Here is a 24322-nt window from a genome sequence, read left to right as displayed (position 1 = left end):
ACACATCGTAAAAAGGGGCTCGATCCTAGACTTGGATCGGGCCCCTTTTGCATGTTTAAAACACTGTGCGAATGCGCGGTACCTGGGTCTCCCACAGGTGATTGATCTGTAGCTGAATCCGGTTGATTTCGGCGGTCAATTCCGCCATATCGCCGTACTTGGCGAGGTAAGGCAGGCGGGCACAGTCCCAGGTGATCTGCTCCAGGTCGGTGTGCCGGATGAACCGTACCAGCTTTTCTTCCCGATCGAGCCAAAGCTGTTGGAATTGCTGTGTGTCCTCAACGACATCCTGTGCCTCGCCACCCTCCAGTTTTTGCGCCATATTGTTGAGGTGCTCGTTCAGCTCGCCGCGGACGTTATAAAGGGTGACTGTGTTGGAGATGCTGAAGGCGATGATGAGCGCGACCATCACCAACGAAATAATCAGGCGCTTCATGCCGACTCGCCCTCCTTTTTGCCGGATTTTTTGTCGTCACGCAGCACCAGATGGTAGTTTGCAGCCTGGTTGCAGGTCATCAAGAACACGTCCTTTTGTTTAACGCCCTGCTTTTCCAGCGTTTTTTGCAGCCAATCCTCGCGGAGATTGCAGTAGTTCAAAGTATCTGGGACCAGCTCGCCGTCGCAGATGAGCACCATCTGCGGGGAGTTGGCGCAGCTCGGCTCGGGCAGATTGAGATCCTGGTTGGTCACGGCGCGGTTGGGATATTTGGGAAAGACGCTGAGTTGGCCGGTGGTCTCCACAATGGCGTAGGCTACGTCGGCGATATCGAATACGTCTTTGCTGCGCAGCTGTTCCAACAGGTCGTCGATCGAATAGCGCAGCTCCCGCATCTTTTTTTGGTCGATCACCCCGTCGCGGATAATGATGATGGGGTTGCCTGAAACCAGCTTGCGCACTATTTTACATCTGAGCCCGATGGAGGATATAATCACTTCAAAGCTCACCAAGGCCAGGATGGGGACGATACCCGCCACCAGCGGGATGTTGGTATCCTCGATAGGAAGGGTGGCGATGTTGGAGATCATGATTGCCACGACGAATTCCGAAGGCTCCAATTCACCGAGATGTCGTTTGCCCATCACCCGCAAAGAAAAGACGATGATAATATAGAGGATCAAGGTGCGCAGAAAAAAGATTGACAAAATTCCGCCTCCCTGTGAAAAGTTGCTTTTACCGGCCTGTCCGGCGCAAAACACTGTCAGTAGTATGCTGAGCGGTGTTTTTTTTATTCCCATGCAACATAAAACCCCGAAAATTGGCAATCCTTAGGGTATTAAAACTGCGATTTTTCGGAGGTGTTTGGCCGATGCTTTTTAATCGAATGGAGCGGAAGCTCCAGCGGTCGGCGGGTGCGGAGTATGTAAAAAACTCGCCGCCGCAAGGCGACGATATCCGCCTGGGGAGCGATTTGACCCAGAATATGATCAATATTCGGCAATACCTGCATGATACTGCGGACTTTGTCAATAAAGAGGTGCTGGTTTGCGGCCAGCGGGTGCAGCTGCTCACCTTTGAGGGGATGGTGAGCACCGCAAACATGACGGAAGCGCTGCTGGAACCCCTGTTGAGCCTGCGATTGGAAAATCCTACGCCGCAGAGCCTGCTGTGGTGGATGCGCAATGAAGCGGTGCTCGCGCCCGAACAGAAAGAGGTATACAGCCTCGGCGAGCTCTATAAGGCGCTGATGTCCGGATTTGTCGGGGTGCTGATCGACGGGGTGGATGTCGCGGTGATCGCGGGCATCCAGGGGTTCGCTTACCGCTCGGTTTCCGAGCCCGATTCCGAGGTAAACGTGCGAGGCTCGCGCGAGGGCTTGGTTGAGCCGATCCGTACCAATATGTCGCTCATCCGCCGCCGTATCAAGTCGTCGCGGCTGGTGTTCGAGCTGACCAGTGCGGGCTCCACCAGCAAGACCGATTTGTGCCTGTGCTATCTGGCCAATATGGTCTCGCCGGAGATTTTAGAGGATGTGCGCAGCCGCCTGGCCCGCATGGATTTGGATATGATCCTGGACTCGGGGTATGTGCAGCCTTTTTTGGATACCAACCTTTCTTCGCTCTTTTCCAACGTGGGGGTGACCGAACGCCCCGATACCGTGGCGGCCAAGATCTCAGAGGGTCGCGTGGTGGTGTTGGTGGACGGCACCCCCTTTGCTCTCATTGTCCCGTACCTGTTCAGCGAGAATTTTCAGACGCTTGACGACTACGCCCACCGCCCGTACTACGCATCGTTCATCCGCATTATGAAATACGTCTCGTTCTTTTTTACCATTCTGCTGCCCGGCGCCTATGTGGCGATCGCGAGCTTTCACCCGGAATTGTTCCCTGAGGCGCTCTTGTTTAACATCGCCGCGGCCGAGGAAACCACCCCCTTTCCGCTGATGTTTGAGGCGCTCATCATCCACATCATCTATGAAATCATGCGCGAAGCGGGCCTGCGCCTGCCCCGCCCAATCGGGCACGCGGTGGGCATCGTCGGCGGCCTGGTGATCGGCGATGCGGCGGTGACCGCCGGGCTGATCGGCGCGCCCATGGTGATGGTGGTGGCGCTCACCGCCATCAGCTCGTTTGTGGTGCCCTCACTGTATGAGCCGGTCACCATTCTTCGCTTTTTGTTCATCATCGTGGGCGGCGTTTCGGGTCTTTACGGCATCACGTTGGTGCTCTGCATCGTGTTTGTCAACCTCTGTGCGATCAACGCATACGGGGTGCCCGCCACCGCGCCCGCCACACCCACCAAGCTGTTCGATCTGCGCGATGTGCTCATCCGATCGAGCTGGAAGACATTGGGCCGGCGCACCCTGCGGGTGCAAAAGCTGCCCGGCAGCGAGGTCGGGGATAAGGGGGGAGACATTTGACGCGCAATACGATCATCAGCTCCAAACAGGTGGTGCTGCTTCTGGTTCTGTTCCGGGTCTTCGATCTGCTCACCTTTGTGCCGCAGATCGGCGGACGCCAAAACGGCGCAACGGTGATGCTGGCCCTCCCGTTTTCCTATCTGCTTCTGGCCCTTATCCTGGTTCCAGCGCTGCTGCTGCTTCGCGGGCGGCGCGAGGGCAACGTGGTGGACTGCGCGCTGGCGCTCAACCCAGCGGCGGGCAAAGTGCTGGCCGCCCTGCTGTTTCTGTTCTCGGTGTTCGCCGCGGCGGATACCGTGAGCAACTTTGAATTCTTACTCACCTCGGCTATTTACCCCGAGACGCCGTCCCTGTTTTTTGTGCTCACCTTTACCGCCGTCTGCCTCTACGGTGCATTTCTGGGGCTGGAGCCGGTGGCTCGGGTTAATACCTTTGTATTTGTGCTGTTTGTGGGCGCGCTGGTGTTCATCTCCGCGTCAGTGCTGCCCAAGTCGGACTTTGTCTACCTCAAAAATCCCCTGCAAGGCGGGCTTTCCGCCGTGTGGGGCCATGCCCTCTCCGCTGCATTCTCGAACTTCGACGCGGTGCTTTTTCTGCTGTTCGCACCCAATTTTAAGGGGAGCCTGTCCAAGTGCTTTTGGGGCTGGGCGCTGTTGACGGTGGCCATGGTGGAGTACCTGGTGATGCTTTTGACAGTCGGCCTGGGCGACTTTGCCGCCTCGCAGATGTTCCCGTTTTACTCGCTGGCTGCGTTTGCAGACCTGTCGATCTTCCAGCGGCTGGACAGCCTGCACATCACCCTGTGGACGTTCATCGCTTTCGTCAAGGTGTCGGTATATCTCTATTTTGCGTCCCAGTGCCTGGGCTATCTGGTGCCGCGCCGCCTGAAAAAGACGCGGCTTGCCGCGACCGGTATCCTGACAGCTGCCGGCGCACTGGTGATTTCGTCCGATCTGCGTTTTTTGACCGCTGTACAGAAGGCAATGGCCACGGGAATCCCGGTGGCGGTGTTGGCGGTATTGATTCCATTTGTCCTCCTGCTCTGGAGCCTGATTGCCAGAAGAAAGGAGCGGGCGAGATGAAACGAATTCGATTGATTGCGCTGCTATTTGCGCTTTGTCTGCCGCTGTGTGGCTGTATGCAGGCGGTAAGGCTCAACAACCGCGCGATCGTGCAGGGGATCGGCATCGATTTGGCTGAAGACGGGTACTTGGTCACTTTGCAGATCTTCGACGCCAAGGGGGGCGGCTCTCAGACGGCGGTGGACGCCAGCAAGGCCAACAGCATGACGTTGCAGGCGAGCGGCCGCACGATTGCAGAGGCGATTTCGGCGGCGGAGCTCAAACAGGGCAAGGAGATCTTCTACGGCCAGAACAAGCTGATCGTGGTCGGGGAGGAGGTCGCCAGGCAAGGGTTGGAGACGATCATCAGCTTTTTCAATGCCAATCCGCAGTCGCGCCCCAATGTGGACATCGCCATGGCGGATGGACGCGCCGTGGATGTCATGACCGCACAGATCAGCCAGGGGGTGCTGCCGGTGCTTTCGGTCAAGAGCCTGCTGGAAAACAGCAGAACCAGCGGCCGCATTCTGCGCGGTCAGGTGCTGGATGTGGTGGATGCGATTGAAAACGGCAGGCTGGGCACCTTTATGCCGATTTTGGTGAAGAGCGGCGAGGGTGAAGAGGAAACGGTAGAGGTGCTGGGGACGGCGCTCTACCGGCACAGTCAGCTTGTCGGGCGTGCGGACGAGCCGGCTACGCGCGGTCTGCTTTGGCTGCGGGATGATGTTAAACGCACCGACCTGGTGGTGCAGCACCCAAAGCTGGGCGATGTTTCGCTGGCGGTGGTTCGCGCGGATACCCACATCCAGCCACAGATTGTCGACGGCGTCCCGCATTTTGTCATCACCTGCAAGACGCGCAGCCATATCAATGAGAGCATCGTGACGCCGGAGAACGCGGCGCTCTTCCAAAGCATCACCGATTTAGAACGGATGGAAACGGACGTGATCCGTGCGGAAATGGAGCGGGCACTGGAGCTATCCCTGCGGGATTGCGGCACCGATCTGCTCGAACTCGCCAATTTGCTGGATAAATACCAGCACGAATGGTTTGTAGCCAACTGTGAACGCTACGACGAGTTGCTGCCGCAGTTCACCTGGGAATTGCAGGTGTCCTCCGAGATCACGCGGTACGGGCTGCAAACCTGACCGTGCGCGAAAACCACAGGGGAGAAAAGGTATGAACAAACAAGCAATCACCGATACCGTGCTGAACACGCTGAGGGATCATCCCGTATCTGCTTGCCGCCGTCCCGCTGCGCTGCGCAAGAGCCTGCGGAAAAAGCTGCGACGAATAAAGCAGAGCTACCGCTCGGGTATGGCGCGGGAGGATAAATCGCCGGTACAGCTGTGGCTGTGCGACAATTTCTATGTGTTGGAGAAGGAAGCAAAGCAGACCTTGCGGGAACTGAGCGGTTGCCCCAGGCTGCCCAGCTCCGCAGGTGGCCCGCAGCTCTATTTTGTATGCGAGGCGGCGCTGGACGGGCGCCCCGCAGTCGATCAGGACCTTGCGGAACAGTTGGTCAAGGGGATGCAGGAGAGGCGCGACTTAACCGTACCCGAGTTTGGGTTTCTGCCGCTGGCGCTCAGGACTGCGCTGTTGGGGATCGCCTGCGCCGCCTGTGTGGACGGGGAGGACGATGAAGCGATCTCCTACGCGGTGACCTCGCTCACCCGCCTCTCCTCAGTCGATTTCGACGAGTTAGTCTGCAAACACAGCATTGTGGAAGCAACCCTGATGCTCGATCCGGCTGGCATCTACCCGGACATGGAGGATGAGAGCCGGGGCAACTACCGGGCGTTGGTGAGCCTGCTGGCCGAGAGGCGCGGGGTCAGCGAACGCGCAACCAGCCAGGAGATTTTAAATCTGGCCCGCGCGGGCTCGGATGAACGCTCCCGCCACGTGGGAAGCCATCTGCTTCGCACCCCGGATCTCGAACGCAGCAACAGCTGGCGCCGTTGGATGACTTTATGCGGCACACCGGCAATTTCTCTGGCGCTTGCGGCCTCGATGGGCGTCTGGGCGCGCAGCATCTGGGTGGGGATTCTCTCGATTTTGCCGGTCTGGGAGGCGGTCCGCTATACCTTGGAGCGCATCGCTATGGCGCGGGTGCGCGTCGAGCATATCCCGCGCATGGACCGCGCGCGCAGTGCGGAGATCGCATGTTCCACAGTTGTCGCGGTGTCCACGCTGTTGCCGTCGGCCGCCGACGCACCCAAGGCTGCCCGCCGGTTGGAAGAGCTCTACTGGAGCAATGCGGCCGACGATCTGACCTTCTGCCTGTTGGCCGATTTCAAGGAGAGCGCGACTCCGATGAATCCGGAGGACGAAAGCCGCGTCAAGGCGATGTCGGCGGAGGTCGCGCGGCTCAACGAGCGGTACGGCGGGCGCTTTCTGCTGTTCGTGCGCAAGCGGGAATACAACAAGACGCAGGGGCGCTTCTCCGGCTGGGAACGCAAGCGCGGCGCAATCACAGAGCTGATCCGCTACGCGCACGGCGATGTGACAAGCGTACTCGCCTTTGTCGGGGAAAGGGAGCGCCTCACCAGAATGCGCCACCTGTTGGTGCTGGACGCCGACACTAACCTGTTGTTCGACACCGCCGGACAGTTCCTTTCGGCCGCGGCCCATCCGCTCAACCGGCCGGTGGTGGATGAGGCGCGCGGCATTGTTATTGAAGGCTACGGCATCCTGGTGCCCCGCATGGCCACCGCGCTGGAGAGCCAGGCAAAAACCCCCTTTTCCCGGGTGATGGCGGGTGTGGGCGGTGTGACCACCTACGACCGCTCGGCGGGAGACTTTTATCAGGATCTCTTCCATGAGTCGATCTTCTCCGGTAAGGGACTGATCGATACCGAGTGCTTTTACAAACTGCTCAACGCGCGTTTTCCGGAAAACCTGATTTTGAGCCATGATATTCTGGAAGGGGCGTATCTGCGCACCGCGCTGTTGTCCGATGTGGAGCTGACCGACAGTGTCCCCACGCGGCCGTCCTCCTGGCTGGCCCGCCTGCACCGCTGGGTCCGGGGGGATTGGCAGAATCTCCGATACATTTTTTTGCGCCGCGGAAATCCCATCAACGCCCTCAGCCGGATCAAGCTGCTGGACAACCTGCGCCGTTCCCTCACTCCGGCGGCGGCTTTGGCATGTGTGCTGGCGGCGTTTTTTCTGCCAGTGCGCGCCGCACTGGCCCTGTTTTGGGCGGCGCTGCTGCCGGTCGCCTGGGCGCCGCTGTGGGAAGCGGCGCTGGGGGTGGCCTCCAACGGCTGGCAGGTCTTTTCCCGCCGCTTTTTTACCCGCGTGCTTCCGCAGGCAATAGAGCCGCTCGCGCGCGGGGTGTACAATCTGGTGCTTCTGCCGCAGACCGCCTTATGTGAATTGAACGCTGCCGGCCTGGCCCTGTGGCGGCAGTGGGTCAGCAAAAAAAAGCTGCTCGAGTGGGTCACCGCTGCGGACAGCGAGAGAGGGGGCGGATTTGCGGCGGCGGTGCGGCAGTACTGGTTGGCCGAGCTGATCGGCCTCATTGTGCTGCTCTTTGCGCCGCACGCCTTTCTTCATCTTTACGGCCTGGCCTTTTCCGCTCTCATTCCGCTGGCGCTTTATAGCGGGAGGGAGAAGCCGCATACCGGTCCGGAGCTAAGCCGCGCCGACCGGGAGGAGCTGACCGGATACTGTGCATCGATGTGGCGCTTCTTCGAGACCTTCGCCACCGAACAGGAAAACTGGCTTCCGCCTGACAATATCCAGCAGTCGCCGACCTACGCAGTGGCGCGCCGCACTTCTCCCACCAACATCGGCCTGATGCTGCTTTCCATGCTGACCGCCCGCGACCTCGATTTCATCAGCAGCAGTGAGCTGTGCGGGCGCGCCGGACATGTCATCGAGACCCTCGAGCGGATGGAGAAGTGGAATGGCAACCTCTACAACTGGTACGATACCGGGAGTCTGACCCTGCTGGAGCCCCGGTTCGTCTCGGCAGTGGACAGCGGCAACTTTGTATGCTGCCTGGTCGCCTTCCGCGAGGGGCTGCGCGACTACCTGCCGGAATGCCCCGCGCTCGCCACGCTTATGGTGCGGGTGCGCGCGCTGATCGACGCCACCGATCTCTCGGTGTTTTACAACGCGCGGCGCAGCCTGCTTTCGATCGGCTATAACGCCTCTACCGGCGAGATGATGGACAGCTATTACGATTTTTTTATGAGCGAGGCGCGCATGGCGGGCTACTATGCCGTCGCGTCCCGGCAGGTGCCCAAGCGGCACTGGGGTGCAATGAGCCGGACGATGTCGCAGCAGGGGGGATATGCCGGTCCTGTGTCCTGGACCGGCACCATGTTTGAATATTTTATGCCGCACCTGCTGCTACCGGTCTACGAGGGATCTCTCCTCTCGGAGGCGCTGGATTACTGCCTCTACTGCCAGCGCCGCCGGGTGCGGGAGGAAAAGACCCCCTGGGGCATCTCGGAGAGCGCGTTTTACCGCTTCGACGGTCAGCTCAACTACCAGTACAAGGCGCACGGGGTTCAGAAGCTGGGGGTCAAGCGCGGCTTGGACGACGAGCTGGTGATCTCGCCCTACTCCACCTTCCTGGTGCTGCCGGTCGCGCCGGTGGCCGCCATGAAGAATCTGCGCCGTATGCGGGAGGAGGGCTTTTCCGGCGCGTACGGCTTTTTTGAGGCGATCGACTACACGGAGAACCGCGTACCTTCCCGCTACGGGGTCTGCCGGAGCTTTATGTCGCACCACATCGGGATGAGCCTCACCGCGGCCGACAACGCCCTGTTCAGCGGACGGATGCAGCAGCGGTTCCTGCGCGACCACCGCATGAATGCGGCCAAGGAACTGCTGCAGGAGAAGGTGTGCCGCGACACCGTGATGTACGACGATGTGAAATTTAAGGATATGAAGGAGCGTGATCCTGTGAAAACCGTGATTGCGGAGGAATATGAACAGATTTCCCCCGAGCGCCCGCAGGCGATCCTGCTCGCCAACGGCGCGCTTTCCGACCTGTTGACCGATACAGGGGCGGGATGGCTGTCCTCGGGGCGCATCGACCTCACCCGCCGCCCGGGCGATTTGCTACAAAATCCGGCGGGAATCTACGCCTTTTTGCAGGTGGGGGAGCGCTCGTTTTCCCTGACCGCCGCGCCGCTTTACGACGCCCAGGTGCGCTACCGTGTGCAGTTCGCCGAAAACAACGTCATCTATAAGGCCAAGTACCGCAGCGTCAAAACCGGTTTGCGGGTGCTGTTGCACCCCACCCTGCCCCTGGAACAGCGCGAGTATCAGATCAAAAATCTGACGCAGCAGCGCACCACAGCGCAGCTTTTGTGCTATCTGGAGCCAACGCTCGCCCCAACTGTGGATTACAAAGCTCACCCGGCTTTTTCCAAGCTGTTTGTCACCGCCGAATATGAGGCGCAGAGCCGCATCCTGCTGTTTACCCGCCGGGAACGGAGGCAGAAGACCCAGACCTATCTGGCGGTTGGGTTCCTGGAGGATCTCCCATTTGAATATGAGACCCGCCGGGAAAGGTTGATGAACGCACCGGATGGTCTCGCCGGTCTCGCAGAATTTGCCACCCGGGAGTTTGCGGGCGGCGCCGGTACGCCGGATGCCGCGTGTGCCCTGCGGCTGCATCTGGAGCTGCCCGCAGGCGGCCGTGCGCAGGTGACACAGTTGATCGCAGCCGGGGAGACGAGGGAGGAGGCGATCGGGGCGATCGTCTCCCAGCGGGCGCAGGGGAGGATTCAGTCGGAGAAGGCGCCGAACAGCCTGTTGGTGGGGGATACCATCGAGGGCAGGCTGGCCTTCGCGGTGCTGCCCTCGCTGTGCTTCCCCGCTGAGGCGGACAGCGCGATGCGGGCAGCACGTGCCCAGAACCGGCTGGGGAAGGACGGCCTGTGGGGCATGTCCATCTCTGGCGACCGGCCGATCGTGCTGTATCCCACAGATTGGGACTGGGAGCGGGGGCAGGCGGAAGCATACCTGGCGCTCTACAAAAAGTGCAAGCTGGCCGGTGTGCCGTTTGACCTGGTATTTACAGCGCCTTCGGATCTCCTCCCCGTGCTGCGCGATTGTATGGAACAGATGGGCTGCGCCGATCAGATCGGAAACGGCGTATTTCTCATCGACAGCGGCACGGTGGGGGAGGCCCCCCTGCGCTTGCTGGAGGCTTCGGCGGTCCACATCGCACCCCGCTCCGGGGTGCGGGTATGGGAACCCGGGCGGCCCCACCGCCCGGTATGCTTCCTGCCGGTCTCCCCGCAGGAGATCGACCGGCGGCCGGATGACCTCGAGGTCACAGGGGGCATCTTTTCCCAGGGGCGGTTTTATGTCCAAAAGCAGCCGGGACAGGCACTGCCCTTTTCCCACATCCTCGCCAACTCCACCTTTGGGACGTTGGTGGGGGACAGCTTTCTCGGCTTCACTTGGGCGGTCAACGCACGTGAGAATAGACTGACCCCCTGGCATAACGATATCACTGCAGGCAACCTGGGCGAACGGCTGGTGCTGCGCCTGGGGGATCGTTTTTTTGATCTGATTCACGGGTCGCTCTGTTCCTACGGGCAGCGCAGCGCGCGCTATGAGGGGCGGATCGACGGGCTGTCCACCTGTGTGGAGGTAACGGTTCCGGCCAAAGGATGCGTCAAACAGGTGGAGGTGCGGCTGCAAAATCGCGGTGCCGACCCGCGGCGTGTGACGCTCGCTTACTATACCGAGCCGGTGCTTGGGGTCGACCGCGGCGACGCCCGGCAGATTACCGCTGAGTTTTCCGGCGGCTGTCTCGTCTGCCACAACCCATTTCAAACGGCGGTTCGCGGGGTGAGCGCCCTGTGTTGCGGGGAAAAAGCTGCCCTTCCCGTCACCAACCGGGCGGACTTCCTCTGCGGGCGCTGGGACGAGGCCGAGGAGGCGGACAGCGAGCCCTGCGCAGCGCTGCTCGTGGAGCTGGAACTCGCGCCCTGGGGGGAGAGGGCCGTCCACTTTCGGTTGGTCTGGGCGGCCCATGCGGACGCCGCGCGGCGGCTCGCATCGCTCGATCTCCCGCCGGCGGAACCGGTCTCCGCGCTTGTTCTGCATACGCCGGATGAACCGCTCAACCGGCTGGTAAGCGACTTTTTGCCCCATCAGATTCTACAATGCCGCATCTGGGGTCGCACGGCGTTCTACCAGTGCGGCGGCGCATACGGGTTCCGCGATCAGCTTCAGGATGCGACCGCCTGCCTGTTGTTCGCCCCGCATGCCGCAAAGTATCAGATATTGCGCGCAGCAGCAGCTCAGTTCCCAGAGGGAGACGTGCTGCACTGGTGGCACAACCTGCCGCACAGCGGCGGCGGATTGCGCGGTGTGCGCACCAAATACAGCGACGACCTTCTCTGGCTGCCCTACGCGGTGTGTGAATACGTCGAGACGACCGGTGACCGCTCGCTCCTGTCCATCCCGGTTCCATTTGTGGAGGGGGAGCTGCTCGGCGCGGAGGAGAAGGAGCGCTATTTTGAGCCGCGGCGCAGCGTGGAGCGGGCCAGTGTCTATGAGCACTGCGCGCGCACGATCAGGCGCGCTGCCGCCCGATTGGGACCGCACGGCCTGCCGCTGATCGGCAGTGGAGACTGGAACGACGGCTTCAACACGGTTGGTACCGAGGGAAAAGGGGAGAGCGTCTGGCTCGCCCTGTTTCTGGCCATGGTGCTGCGGCGCTTTTTGCCGCTTGCAGAGGCTCAGGGGGACGCTGAACTGGCGCAGCTGTGCGCCGAGCGCATGGAGTCGCTGAAAACAGCGGTGGACGCCCACTGTTGGGATGGGGCGTGGTATCTCCGCGCATTCTACGACGACGGTTCCCCGATGGGGAGCCGCGAAAACGACGAATGCACCATCGATTCCCTGCCGCAGAGCTTCGCGGCGCTCTGTCCCATGCCCGACCGGGCGCGCGTGTCCACCGCGCTGGACAGCGCCCTGCACTTCCTGGCCGACCCGCAACTGCGCATCGTCAAACTGTTCGACCGGCCGTTTGCTGATTCCAGTCAACAGCCCGGCTATGTCAAGGCCTATCCGGCGGGCATCCGTGAAAACGGTGGGCAGTACACCCACGCATCGGTCTGGCTGGCGATGGCGCTGCTGCACGAAGGCAGGGCGGAGGACGGCTGGCGGTTGCTCGATTGGTTCAACCCGGCCTCCCGCTGCCGCGATCAGGCGCTCGCCCTGCGCTACCAGCTCGAGCCGTATTACCTTGCCGCAGATATCTATTCCGCGTCGGGCGCCGCTGGACGGGGCGGATGGAGCATGTACACCGGCGCATCCAGCTGGTACTACCGCACAGTGGTTGAACGCCTGTTGGGCATCCGCCGGATGGGAGGAACCGTGACCTTTTCGCCCTGCATCCCTCCGTCCTGGAAGGGCTGCTCCTTCGAGCTCAACCTCGAGGGGACAGCGATCCATTTTACGGCCAGGTGGGGCGATCATCAGGGTATGTCGGTGAACGGCCTGCCGGCCGATGCCGTAACCCTTGACGGGACACCCAAAGATGTGGAGTACACCTTAGAAAAAAGTTCATAATTTTTCCCAACGAATGCCCCGTGAGATATGGCGATGATAAAAAATCTATGTTATAATGCATAGCGTGGGATCTTATGTAAACTGGAAAAACCAGGAAAAGCAAATCCGCGCCGCACTGCGGGGCGAACTATAGGAGATGACCCGATGAGCAACAAAATGGTTCGAAGGCAGCTGTGCGACGGCGTCTATTGGAACGCCATCACCGATGCGAAATTCAAAGCCAACCGGATATCCTGCAACCTGATTCTGCCGCTGGACGCCGAAACAGTCACCGACACTGCGGTGGTTCCTTTCCTGCTGCGCAGGCGGTTCCGCGATTGCCCTGATTTTACAAGGCTCAATGAACGCCTGTGCGAGTTGTACGGCGCGTCGCTCGACGCGGACGTGCGCAAGCACGGCGCCTACCAAATTTTAAACCTTTCCATTCAAACCCTGGACGACCGCTATACGATGGACGGCGAGTTGCTGACCAACAAGTGCGCTGAGTTGGCGGCGGGCCTGCTGCTCGACCCATACTTTGTGGATGGGGTGTTCGATGAGCAGGACTTTGAACTCGAGCGGCGGTCGCTGGTCGATACAATCGAATCGGAGATCAACGACAAGCGCAGCTACGCGATCAGCCGCTGCCAGTCTGTTCTATTTGAAGGCGAGCCGTTTGCCATCAAGAAGTACGGCACCAAGGAGCGAGCAGAGGCGATGACCCGCCAGAGCGCCACCGAGGCGTATCACCGGGCGGTCCGCGACGCGGCGGTTGAAATCCTGTTCATCGGCTGCGGCGACGGGGAAGGCGCGGCGAAAATATTCGCCGACCGTTTTTCACGGTTAAAGCGCAGCCCGATTGCGCACCGTGAGGCGTCCACCAAGGCGAAGGCCGAGCGGGTGACCGAAAAGACCGACCGCATGGATGTAAGCCAGAGCAAGCTGGTGATGGGCTTCCGCATCGGCGAGCTCGAATCGCAGGAGGAAAAGAACGCGGCCAAGCTGATGGCGGCGCTGTACGGCGGCACGCCGTTTTCGCGGCTGTTCCTGAATGTCCGCGAGAAATACAGCCTGTGCTATTACTGTGCGGCCCGGTTGGATAAGGCCACCGGCACCATGCTGGTGGACAGCGGCGTGGAGGCTGCCAACAAACAGAAGGCGCAGGATGAGATCCTGAACCAGCTGGATGTTGTGCGCAACGGCGAGTTCACCGATGAGGAGCTTGACAACACCATCCTGGCGCTGACCAGCGCGCTGGGTTCGGTCACCGACACGCTCGGCGGTATGGAGGGCTGGTATCTCGATCAGATTTTGTCGGGCTCCAGTCAATCCCCCGAGGAGAACGCCCGCCAGATTTCGTCGCTCACGCGGGAACAGGTGATGGAAGCGGCGGGCAAGGTCACGCTGGATACCGTCTATTTCTTAACCAGCAGGGAGGAAAACGCGCATGAATCTAACTGAAATCCGTTCGCAGCGGTTGGGAGACCGGTATTATCGATATCAGCACAGCTCGGGCCTCACCATGCTGCTCTGCCCAAAGCCGGAGTTCAGCTCCGCATACGCGCTGTTCGGCGCGGAGGTCGGTTCGATCGATACCACCTTCAAAACCAGCAAGGACGGCGACTTTGTCACGGTCCCTGCGGGGATCGCGCACTACCTGGAACACAAGCTGTTTGAAAGCGAGGACGGGGACGCCTTTGCGCGTTATGCCAAAACTGGGGCCTCGGCCAACGCCTACACCAGCTTTGATAAAACCTGTTACCTGTTCAGCTGCTCGGAGAACTTCAAAGAATCGATCGAGATTCTGCTCGATTTTGTCACCCACCCCTATTTCACCGAGGAGACGGTGCGCAAGGAGCAGGGGATCATCGGGCAGGAGATCAAAATGTATGACGACAACCCCGATTGGCGGGTGCTGTTCAACCTGCTCGAGGCACTGTATCAAAACAACCCGGTGCGGGTGGACATCGCGGGTACGGTGGAATCGATCGCGCAGATCGACGCCGACCTGCTCTACCGCTGCTACAATACCTTTTACAATCTCAACAACATGGTGCTGGCCGTGGCGGGCAACTTCGAGATCGACACCGTCATCGAAGCGGCCGACCGCATCCTGAAGCCCGCCGAGAATCTATCTATCGAGGCCAAGGTGCCGGACGAACCCCGCGAGGTCGGCGAGCACCGCGTCGAGATCAAGTTGCCGGTCGCTATGCCGATGTTCAACATCGGCTTTAAAGAGCTGCCCGGCAGCAAGCGGGAAAACGCACTGGGCCAGGTGCTCGACGAAATCCTGCTTGAGATCATCGCGGGCGAGGCGTCGCCCCTCTACCGGCGTCTGTACGATGCGGGCCTTATCAATTCCACCTTCGGAACAGAATCCTTTACCGGGCGGGATTATTGCGCCGCACTGTTCTCGGGTGAGAGCCGCGACCCCGACCGCGTCTATGAGGAGCTGTGCGCCGAGATCGAGCGCATTCAGCGCGAGGGCGTCGACGCGGCTGCGTTTGCCCGCTGCAAAAAGGCCATCTACGGCCGGTATATCCGGATGCTCAGCTATGTGGACGACATCGCCAGTGCGATGCTGCAAGCTCATTTTTCTAATTTTGAGCTGTACGAGCTGCTCGATGTCATCGCCGACTGTGAGATCGAGACGCTGAACGCCCGTCTGCGCGACAACTTTGCGCGGGAATACAGCGCGCTTTCGGTGGTTGCACCCGCTTGATTCTATTCTGACAAAATGGGAGGTTCGATTATGGGCGAACTATTGAGTTTCCCGGGCCTGGGATTGGAATTTCATCTGGATCGCGTGGCATTTCACATCGGCAGTTATACAATCGCCTGGTACGGCATTCTGATGGCGCTGGCATTTTTGGTGGGTATTTCCTATGTGATGCTGCGCACCAAGACGTTCGGCCTGGACGGCGACCGGGTGATCGATGTCCTGTTGGTCGCCGTGATGGGCGGTATCGTCGGCGCCCGCATCTACTATGTGGCCTTTTCCTGGAATGAGTATAAGGACAATCTGGCCGATATCTTTAAAATCTGGGAGGGCGGCATCGCCATCTATGGCGGTCTCATCGGTGCAATCCTGGTCGGCCTGTGGATGTGCCGTGTGCGCAAGGTGCGCGTGCTGCCGATGCTGGATATCGCCACGGGCGGCGTCATCATCGGACAGGCTATCGGGCGCTGGGGCAACTTTGTCAACATCGAAGCGTTCGGCAGCAACACCACCATGCCCTGGGGCATGACCAGCCCGGTCATCGAACGCTATTTGACGGCGCACCAGCAGGAGCTGGCCGAAGTAGGGGTCATCGTCGACCCCTCCATGCCGGTTCATCCGACCTTCTTTTACGAATCGATTTGGTGCCTGCTCGGCTTCATCCTGATCGCCTGGTACACCAAGCGCCGCCGGTTTGACGGCGAACTGGTGCTGTTCTACTGCGTCTGGTATGGCGCGGAGCGCGCCGTGGTCGAAGGGCTGCGCACCGACAGCCTGATGTGGGGCAATTTCCGCGTGTCCCAGGTGCTGTCGATTATCGGCGTGGTCGTCGCGTTGGCGCTGTGGATTTGGATTCGCGTCAAGATCAAACGCGCAAACGACCCGGAATATTTGAAACTCTATGTCAATACAGAGGAGGCGGAGATGATCCGCCAGGGAACCTTCTATCCGAAAAAGGAGACCGCGAAGGGGGAATCCGCCGCAGAGGAAACCTCCGCCGGCGCGCCTGCCCCGGAGACAATCAATGACGACGAAAGAAAAGAGGAGAACAGCGATGGCAGTGATACTTGATGGAAAAGCGGTTTCCGCAAAGGTGCGAGAAGAAATCAAAGCGGAGGTGGAGCGGCTCGCGGAGGTGGGCGTCACGCCCGGGCTCGCGGTGGTGATCGTGGGGGAGGACCCCGCGTCGCAGGTCTATGTCCGCAATAAGGAGAAGGGCTGCGAGGAGGTGGGCATTCACTCGGAAAAATACGCGCTGCCCAGCAATACCACTCAGGAGGAGCTGCTCGCGCTGGTGCGGGAGCTCAACGGCCGGCCGGATATCGACGGCATCCTGGTGCAGCTTCCGCTTCCCGCGGGCTTGGATGAAAAGGCCGTGATCGAGGCGATCTCGCCAGACAAGGATGTTGACGCGTTCCATGCGGCAAATGTGGGAAAAATTATGATCGGCGACTACAACTTCCTGCCCTGTACGCCGGCCGGCATCATGGAACTGATTAAGGAGACCGGCCTGCCCGTCGAGGGCAAGGAGTGCGTCGTAATCGGCCGCAGCAACATTGTGGGCAAGCCGATGGCGATGCTGCTGTTGCATCAGAACGGCACGGTCACCATCTGTCATTCGCGCACCAGGAATCTGGCGGAGGTCACCTCCCGCGCCGATATCCTGGTGGCAGCGGTGGGCAAGGCGAAATTTGTCACCGCCGATATGGTGAAGGAGGGCGCGGTGGTCATCGATGTGGGGATGAACCGCGACGAAAACGGCAAGCTGTGCGGCGACGTGGATTTTGCGTCGGTCGAGCCCAAGTGCAGTTACATCACGCCGGTTCCCGGCGGCGTCGGCCCCATGACCATCTCAATGCTGCTGCGCAACACAGTGACCGCGGCCAAATTGGCGGCGGGGTGCGCCGATCTGTAAGGGCGCCGTCTAAGTAAGAATAGAACCGCGCGTATCGGCGCGCGGCGGGGAGCGGTACGGCAAAATGCCGCCGCTCCCGTTGCTTTTTGGGGGTGTTTGAGAAATGCTTCGTTTTATCACCGGTACGGCGGGCAGCGGCAAGACGACGCTGCTGCGCCGTCAGGTCTGCGCGGATGTTGAGGCCGGGGAGCGCGTCATCGTTGTGGTGCCGGAGCAGGTCTCGTTTGAGACTGAGCGGAGCATTTACGATGTGTTGGGAGCGCGTAAGGCGATGGGGGTGGAGGTGCTCAGCTTCACCCGCCTGTGCAACCGCATCTTCCGGGAATACGGCGGATTGGCTGGGGATTACATCGACGACAGCGCCCGCCTGTTGCTGATGAGCGTCACGCTGGAGGAATGGAAGGATGCGCTGCGCCTCTACGGAAACCGCAGCGGCAGGCTGCAGTTCGTTCAGGCGCTGGTGTCCCAGATCAGTGAATTTAAAAACGCGGGCGTTACACCGGACGCGCTGGAGGAGTTTGCGCGGTCGGCTGGAGAGGGCGGCTTGGCGGAGAAGACAGCTGAGCTTTCGGTGATCTTCCGCGCTTACCAGGCGCGGTTGGCGCAGAGCTACAAGGATGCGGAGGACGACCTGATGAGCGCCTGCGCCCTGCTGGAGGTCAATCCCTTTTTCTCCGGTTACAGGGTTTACATCGACGCCTTCAAATCCTTCACCGCGGGGGAATATCGCCTGCTCACCCACATCATCGCGCAGTCGCCCTCGGTGACAGCGGCCCTCTGCACCGACTCGCTGGAGGACTGCGAGCACGGGATGGGTTTGTTCTCGTTGGTGCAAAAAACAGCGGCGAGGCTGTCCCGCATTGCTCGCGAAAATCGCGTGCCGGTCGAGACGATTGCAGTGCTGACCCAAAATCACCGCACCCCCCATCCCGACCTGCGGCATCTGGAGCAAAACCTGTTCCGCAGCGCGGCGGCGCCCTATCCCGGCGCCGCTCCGCACCTGCGTCTGGTGCGGGCCGCCAACCTTTACGACGAGGCCGAATATGTCGCGGCCTCCATCTGCGAGCTGGTGCGGGAGCGAGGTCTGCGTTACCGGGAGGTCGCGGTGCTCAGCCGCGATCTGGACACCTACGGCCCGGCGCTGGAAAACGCCTTTGAGCGCTATGATATCCCCTGTTTTTTCGACCGCCGCGACGAAATTTCGCAGAAACCGCTTGCAGCGGCGCTGCTGCACGCGGTGGAAGCGGTGCGGCGGCGGTTCGACACCGATGAAATCCTCGCCCTGATGAAGACCTCGCTGCTCGGCCTTTCCGCGCGTGAGATCGGCGAGCTGGAAAACTACTGCTTTGTCTGGCGGGTCAGGGGCGACGCATGGCTCTCCGGTTTCACCGCCAACCCGGATGGATACGGCAAATTGACAAGCGAGGGCCGGGAGGCGCTCGAGCGGATCAATGCGACCCGCGCGCGGGTCGCCGGGCCGCTGCAAAAGCTGTCGGATGGACTGCGCGGCTGCGACGGCGCGGGATTCGCGCACGCGGTGTACGCCTACCTCGGCGACAGCGGCATTCTGGATGGGCTGCGCCGTGCGGGGGAGGACGACCCGGTTGCTGATGACAATGCGGCGCTCTACGACGCGGTGGTTGATCTGCTCGACCAATTCGCCTGCGCGCTCAAGGGGGTGCGGCTTACCGTCGGGCAGTTTTCCGAACTGCTGCGGCTCACCCTTTCCGCGCTCGATCTGGGTGTGCTTCCGCAGACGCTCGACCAGGTAACAGTGGGCGCTGTGGACCGCGCGCGCCTTTCCGCACCCAAAGCGGTCTATCTGGTGGGGGTCAACGAAGGGGTATTTCCGGCGGTCTACCAGCCGGGCGGGTTATTCTCCGACGCCGAACGGGAACGGATGCAGGAGGCCGGGCTGGAAATCTCGGACACCGCGCAGAGCCAGGCGGTGGACGAGCTGTTCTGCGCCTATGCGGCGCTGTGCGCCCCGTCCGAGCAGGTGACCGTCAGTTGGCCGGAATCCAACCTCAAAGGGGAAAGCCTGTACCCCTCCGCGGTGGTGCGTGCGGTGCGCGCCGCCTTGCCGATGGCAGAGACAGTGGAGCCTCAAAGCCTGCCCCGACTTTTTTACATCCGCAACCAAAAGACAGCGTTTGATAGCTTTTGCGCCGGGCTTCGTCGGGACGACTCGCTGACCGCGTCGCTCGCCGTTTGGCTGGGGGAGCAGGGGCTGACCGACCGCGTGGCGCTGCTCTCCCATCCGGTGGCCCCCGACCGCTACCGCTTGGCCGACCAGGAGACCATTGACAGATTGTATGGGCGAAGCCTTAATCTCTCGCCATCCCAGCTCGATCAGTTCCATCAATGCAAAATGGCTTATTTTTGTCGGTATGGGCTGTGCATCCTGCCGCGCCGCCGCGCCGAGCTCGATCCGATGCAGTCGGGCACGGTGGTGCATTACGTGCTTCAAATGCTGCTCTCGGCCCATCGGGATAAACAATCGCTCGAGGCGCTGGTGGGGCAGCGGGGGGCTCTGCGTCGTGAGGTGCGCGAGCTGCTGGACGCCTACATCGAACAGAATATGGGCGGCCGCACAGGAAAACCCGCCCGCTTTGATTATCTCGTCAAACGCCTGGAGGATACGCTGGTCGCCCTGGCGCGCCATCTGGCGCGGGAGTTCGCCCAGAGCGATTTTGTCCCGGCCTATTTTGAGTTGCCCATCCGCCGGGGAGGCGGAGACACCGGGAAAGGCGCTCCTGCGGCCGAGCCGATGGAGTTTACCCTTGCGGACGGCGGTCGGGTGCGGGTGGAGGGCGTTGTAGACCGGGTGGATGTGATGGAGAAGAACGGAAAGACCTACCTGCGGGTGGTGGACTACAAGACCGGCAGCAAGGAATTCGACCTCACCGATGTTTACAACGGCCTCAACCTGCAGATGCTGCTCTATTTGTTCACTCTGCGGGAAAACGGTGTTGAGTCGCTGGATCACCCGCTTCCCGCGGGCATCCTTTACATGCCCGCGCGTACCCAATTCGTGGCGATGGAGCGCGGCCAGAGCGAGCGTGAGACCGAGGCCGAACAGGAGAAAAACCTCAGAATGAACGGCCTGCTGCTGGACGATCCGCTGGTCATCCGGGGAATGGAGCGGGAAGGCGCGGGCGTCTACGTCCCGGCGCTGATCAGGCGGAAGGAGGAGACGGTCTCCGGACGGGGCAAGAACAAGGTCACCCGCACGGTTGAGGAGATCAAAGGGGATGTCGCCACCCTCGCCGAGTTCGGGCGGCTGGAGCGGTATATCCAAAGGCTGGTGGTGCAGATGGGGGAATCCCTGCGCGCCGGGGAGATCGCAGCCCTGCCCACCTACACAAAGAAGTACAACAATACCTGCGAATACTGCGCCTACCGCGCAGTGTGCGGTCGCGAGGAGGACGGCGCCCGGCTGGATGCGGATGTAATTCGCGATAAAGACGCGTTTTTCCAGAGGCTCGAAGAGGAAGAACAAGCGGCGGGAAAGGAGGGGAGCGGCGATGCCGGACATCCGATGGACCAAGGAACAACAGGCGGCGATTGAGGCGCGCGGTGGGTCGCTGCTGGTCTCGGCGGCGGCGGGCAGCGGTAAAACGGCCGTGCTCTCCGAACGGGTGCTGCGGCGGATGATCGATCCCGTGCGGCCGGTGGACATCGACCGGCTGCTGATCGTCACCTATACGCGGGCCGCCGCACAGCAGATGCGGGACAAGATCGCGGCAAAGCTGCAAGCGCTGCTCGATACCCCGGCGGACGATCCGGACCTTGAGCGGGACGGGCCCATACCCGACCGGGCCCTGCTGCGCCGCCAACAGCTCCTGCTGGGCCGCGCCCAGATCAGCACTATCCACGCCTTCTGCTTCGATTTGATCCGGCAGAATGCGCAGGCGCTCGGTCTGCCGCCCGACCTCACGATCGGCGACGAGCGCGAGATCGAGACCCTGCGCGACCAGACCCTGCGCGAGTGCGCTGAGGATTACTATCAGGGGACGCGCGGAGCGGAATTCACCGAGCTGGCGGAGCTCATCAGTTCCGGGCGGGACGACCGCGCCCTGTTCCAGACGATCGGCCGGCTGTACGATTTCATCCGTTCCCACCCGTTTTATGAGGACTGGCTGCGGGATAAGCTCGCACTCTACGACCCGTCGAACGGCGTCTGCGAGACAGCCTGGGGGCGGATTCTGCTTGATTACACCCGCGAGACGCTCGAATACTGTGTCGAGTTGACGGATGAGGTCCTCGCCCTTTGTGCGCAGAGCGATGCGATGCAGGCCGCCTATGCCGCGAGCTATCAGACCGACCGGGAACGCCTCGCCGGGGCGATCGAACGGCTGAAGGCCCCCTTCCCGGACGACGGCAGCTGGGATGCTCTGCTCGAGGCGGTCCCCGACGGCCTCACGGCGATCGGGCGCGTCATGGGGGAAAAGGGCAATCCGGCGAAGGAGCGGGCCGATGCGATCCGCAAAGAGCTGAAGGGTGCGCTGGAAAAACTGCATACCCGCATCCTCTGCTGCACAGCTTCGCAGTTCCGTGAGGATGTCTCCTGGCTGCGGCCGAAGATCGAGCTGCTGTTTGAGGTGACGATGGAGTTTTCCAAGCGGTTGGACGCGCTCAAGCTGGAGCGGCGGCTGGTCGATTTTTCCGACCTGGAGCACCTCGCGCTGTCGCTGCTGTACGATACTCCGTCCCCCGGGGTACACCGCCGTTCCGCGCTCGCGCAGGAGCTCGCCGAACGCTACGAGGAGATCATGATCGACGAGTATCAGGACAGCAACCGGGCGCAGGATATGATCTTCAGCGCCCTGGCTCGCCAGCCGGAGGGGGAGCCGGAGAATCTGTTCTTAGTGGGGGATGTCAAACAGAGCATCTACCGCTTTCGGCAGGCGATGCCGGAGATCTTTTTGGAAAAAAAGGAGCGTTACGCCCCATACGACGGAATAGCCTATCCAGCGAAGATCGATTTGGGGGCGAATTTTCGCAGCCGGGCAGGGATCACGGGGGCGGTTAACTTCCTGTTCCGTCAGCTGATGAGCGAACGGCTGGGGGAGCTCGATTACGGCGACGGTGAGGCGCTGCTGCCGCGGGCTCCCTACCCGCCGCGAGAGGAGCCGGACGTTGAGCTTCAGATCATCGACCGGCCGGGGGAGGCGGAGGAGGACAAGACGGTGCTGGAGGCGCGCTTCGTCGCCCGCCGCATCGCGGAGCTGCTCACCGGGGGCTTTCGCGTCTCCGATGGGGAGGGCGGCACCCGGCCGCTCACCCAAAGCGACTGCTGCATCCTGCTGCGCTCGAAAAAGGACCGGCTGGGGGTGTTCCTCAAGGAACTGAGCGACAGCGGCGTGAATGCCTGCGCGGAGGCCCAGGGGGGATTTCTCTCCACGCGGGAGGTCTCGGTGGTGCTTTCACTGCTGCGGGCGATCGACAACCCGTTGTTGGATGTCCCGATGGCGGCCGTGATGCTGTCGGAGCTGTTCGGGTTCACCCCAGACGATCTGGCGCGCCTGCGGTTGACCGATCGCAAACAGCCTCTCTACCTGTGCGCCTGTCGCGCGGCCGAACAGGGGGATGAAAAGTGCGCGGCGCTGGTGGATACGCTGGCGCGCTACAGCCGCCTGGCCGCGAGCGAGCCGGCCGACCGGTTGCTTGCCCGCATCTATCAGGATACCGATTACCCCGCGATCGTGTCCGCCCTGCCGATGGGGGAGAATCGCCGCGCCAATTTGCGCCTGCTGGTGGAGTACGCCGCCGGGTATGGGAAGAACGGTCGGCGCGGCCTGGACGGATTTGTCCGCTTTATTGACCGCGTGTTGGAATGCGGTTCCGATTTCACCCCGGCCGGAACACTGGGGGAAAGCGCCGATGCAGTGCGGGTGATGACCATCCACCGCTCCAAGGGACTGGAATTCCCGGTGGTGTTCCTGTGCGATACCGCCAAGCTGCACAATACGGGCGATTACACCCGCGAGCGCACTATCCTGCACCCGGAGTATGGGTTTGCCTGCCGCCGCCGGGATTACGAACAGATGAAGGAGTACACCACCCTGCCGATGGAGGCGCTCAAGCTGGAGTGCGAGCGGGCTGCACTTTCGGAGGAACTGCGCGTGTTGTACGTCGCGCTGACCAGGGCCAGGGAGAAGCTGATTGTCACCATGGTACAGGACCGCCTGCCCGCAAAGCTCAAGTCGCTGGCAGGGGGGCTGCCGGATGGGGAGAAGATTTCGGCCTACGCTGCGCGCCGGTGCAAAAGTTTTGCCGATTGGCTGCTGCTGGGCTTGCTGCGCCACCCCGACGGCGGCTCCCTGCGGGAACAGGCAGGACTGCCGCAGAGCTTTACGCTCCCCGCGGATTTTGCGCTGCGCGTCGCGGTCAATCTGCCGCTCGCGCCCGTAGCCGATGCGCGCGAGGTGCTGAATGCGGAGTACACCGCTGAACCGGAGGAGCCGATTCTGGAGGAGCTGCGCCGCCGCACCGCTTATCGCGATCCACACGCGGCTGCGCAGAGGGTACCGGCGAAGCTGGGGGTCTCCGCCATCGCACACGCGCAGGAGGGGGTGGGCCACCGGTTTTCGCGCGTGCCCAAATTCCTGACGGGGGAGGAGCTGACCGGCGCACAGCGCGGCTCAGCGCTGCATCAGTTCATGCAGTTTGCCGACTACGGAGCGGCCCACGCCGACCTCACAGCAGAGCTTTCCCGCATGACCAAGCTGGAATACTTGACGCCGGTGCAGCGGGACAGCATCGACCCGAATAAATTGAAGCTCTTTTTCGATTCGCCGCTCTACAGGCGCATCGCCGCTTCTAAGGAGGTGCGGCGGGAGCTGCGGTTCCTCTCCCGCCTGCCCGCGCGCGAGATCGGCTTTGCGGACGCTGCCGAAGAGGACCTTGTCACCGTGCAGGGGGTGGCCGATTGCGTGTTTTGGGAGGATAACGCCTGTATCATTGTGGATTACAAGACCGACCGCGTCAAAACGCCGCAGGAGCTCGCCGACCGCTACCGGGCGCAGCTTGTCCTTTACCGGCGCATCATCGAGGAGAGCCTCAGCCTGCCGGTGAAGCAGTGCGTTTTGTATTCCTTTGCGCTCGACCGGGAAGTTCTCATCGAATGAGATGAAAAATATATTGATGATTCTGTTGACAAACCGCAATCGGTCTGATAAACTAAATAGGAAAACAAAGTAGAACATCAATTCGTTCTCACCTGTGCACAGCC

Annotated in this window: 12 protein-coding genes; 10 read left to right on the top strand and 2 right to left on the bottom strand. The window is 61.3% G+C overall.

The window, feature by feature from the left end; translation table 11 throughout:
• Positions 1–55 precede the first annotated feature (55 nt).
• On the bottom strand, positions 56–436 hold the full coding sequence (locus H8711_RS01190) for a DUF4363 family protein (protein WP_249281702.1): 381 nt from the start codon (positions 434–436) through the stop codon (positions 56–58).
• Positions 433–1143, bottom strand: a complete 711-nt coding sequence (locus tag H8711_RS01185; RefSeq protein WP_249281701.1) for a DUF421 domain-containing protein — start codon at positions 1141–1143, stop codon at positions 433–435. The genes H8711_RS01190 and H8711_RS01185 overlap by 4 nt, the downstream gene beginning before the upstream one ends.
• Before the next feature lie 164 nt (positions 1144–1307).
• Here H8711_RS01185 and H8711_RS01180 point away from each other — a divergent pair, with 164 nt between their 5' ends.
• From H8711_RS01180 to addA, 10 genes are all read left to right on the top strand, one after another.
• The gene (locus H8711_RS01180; RefSeq protein ID WP_249281700.1) at positions 1308–2858 is read left to right on the top strand and encodes a spore germination protein; all 1551 of its coding nucleotides are present in this window, start codon (positions 1308–1310) and stop codon (positions 2856–2858) included.
• Positions 2855–3940, top strand: coding sequence for a GerAB/ArcD/ProY family transporter (locus H8711_RS01175; RefSeq protein WP_249281699.1), 1086 nt, complete (start codon positions 2855–2857; stop codon positions 3938–3940). Before H8711_RS01180 ends, H8711_RS01175 begins: the two co-directional genes overlap by 4 nt.
• Positions 3937–5067 carry a Ger(x)C family spore germination protein gene (locus H8711_RS01170; RefSeq protein WP_249281698.1) on the top strand — a complete coding sequence of 377 codons (1131 nt, stop codon included), beginning with the start codon at positions 3937–3939 and terminating at the stop codon, positions 5065–5067. Before H8711_RS01175 ends, H8711_RS01170 begins: the two co-directional genes overlap by 4 nt.
• A gap of 31 nt (positions 5068–5098) precedes the next feature.
• Positions 5099–12472 (top strand): GH36-type glycosyl hydrolase domain-containing protein, encoded by a 7374-nt coding sequence (locus H8711_RS01165; RefSeq protein WP_249281697.1) that lies wholly within the window; start codon positions 5099–5101, stop codon positions 12470–12472.
• A 144-nt stretch (positions 12473–12616) separates the two neighbouring features.
• Positions 12617–13912 carry an EF-P 5-aminopentanol modification-associated protein YfmF gene (yfmF, locus tag H8711_RS01160; RefSeq protein ID WP_249281696.1) on the top strand — a complete coding sequence of 432 codons (1296 nt, stop codon included), beginning with the start codon at positions 12617–12619 and terminating at the stop codon, positions 13910–13912.
• The gene (gene yfmH, locus H8711_RS01155) at positions 13899–15173 is read left to right on the top strand and encodes an EF-P 5-aminopentanol modification-associated protein YfmH (RefSeq protein WP_249281695.1); all 1275 of its coding nucleotides are present in this window, start codon (positions 13899–13901) and stop codon (positions 15171–15173) included. Before yfmF ends, yfmH begins: the two co-directional genes overlap by 14 nt.
• 30 nt (positions 15174–15203) lie before the next feature.
• On the top strand, positions 15204–16241 hold the full coding sequence (gene lgt / locus H8711_RS01150) for a prolipoprotein diacylglyceryl transferase (RefSeq protein WP_249281694.1): 1038 nt from the start codon (positions 15204–15206) through the stop codon (positions 16239–16241).
• Positions 16225–17085, top strand: coding sequence for a bifunctional methylenetetrahydrofolate dehydrogenase/methenyltetrahydrofolate cyclohydrolase FolD (gene folD / locus H8711_RS01145; RefSeq protein WP_249281693.1), 861 nt, complete (start codon positions 16225–16227; stop codon positions 17083–17085). The genes lgt and folD overlap by 17 nt, the downstream gene beginning before the upstream one ends.
• 103 nt (positions 17086–17188) lie before the next feature.
• Positions 17189–20656 (top strand): PD-(D/E)XK nuclease family protein, encoded by a 3468-nt coding sequence (locus H8711_RS01140; RefSeq protein ID WP_249281692.1) that lies wholly within the window; start codon positions 17189–17191, stop codon positions 20654–20656.
• The gene (gene addA, locus H8711_RS01135; RefSeq protein ID WP_249281691.1) at positions 20613–24218 is read left to right on the top strand and encodes a helicase-exonuclease AddAB subunit AddA; all 3606 of its coding nucleotides are present in this window, start codon (positions 20613–20615) and stop codon (positions 24216–24218) included. The genes H8711_RS01140 and addA overlap by 44 nt, the downstream gene beginning before the upstream one ends.
• Positions 24219–24322: the final 104 nt, after the last annotated feature.

The organism is Ligaoa zhengdingensis, from assembly GCF_014384885.1.
Classification (GTDB): Bacteria; Bacillota; Clostridia; order Oscillospirales; family Ruminococcaceae; genus Ligaoa; species Ligaoa zhengdingensis.
The sequence above is the reverse complement of the archived record's forward strand: the minus strand, read 5'-3'. Positions and strand labels throughout refer to the sequence as shown.

Bases quoted from the DNA above. Each gene is read 5' to 3' on its own strand.
- H8711_RS01190 (WP_249281702.1), bottom strand. From the start codon at position 436: ATGAAGCGCCTGATTATTTCGTTGGTGATGGTCGCGCTCATCATCGCC.
- H8711_RS01180 (WP_249281700.1), top strand. From the start codon at position 1,308: ATGCTTTTTAATCGAATGGAGCGGAAGCTCCAGCGGTCGGCGGGTGCG.
- H8711_RS01170 (WP_249281698.1), top strand. From the start codon at position 3,937: ATGAAACGAATTCGATTGATTGCGCTGCTATTTGCGCTTTGTCTGCCG.
- H8711_RS01165 (WP_249281697.1), top strand. From the start codon at position 5,099: ATGAACAAACAAGCAATCACCGATACCGTGCTGAACACGCTGAGGGAT.
- yfmF (WP_249281696.1), top strand. From the start codon at position 12,617: ATGAGCAACAAAATGGTTCGAAGGCAGCTGTGCGACGGCGTCTATTGG.
- yfmH (WP_249281695.1), top strand. From the start codon at position 13,899: ATGAATCTAACTGAAATCCGTTCGCAGCGGTTGGGAGACCGGTATTAT.
- lgt (WP_249281694.1), top strand. From the start codon at position 15,204: ATGGGCGAACTATTGAGTTTCCCGGGCCTGGGATTGGAATTTCATCTG.
- folD (WP_249281693.1), top strand. From the start codon at position 16,225: ATGGCAGTGATACTTGATGGAAAAGCGGTTTCCGCAAAGGTGCGAGAA.
- H8711_RS01140 (WP_249281692.1), top strand. From the start codon at position 17,189: ATGCTTCGTTTTATCACCGGTACGGCGGGCAGCGGCAAGACGACGCTG.
- addA (WP_249281691.1), top strand. From the start codon at position 20,613: ATGCCGGACATCCGATGGACCAAGGAACAACAGGCGGCGATTGAGGCG.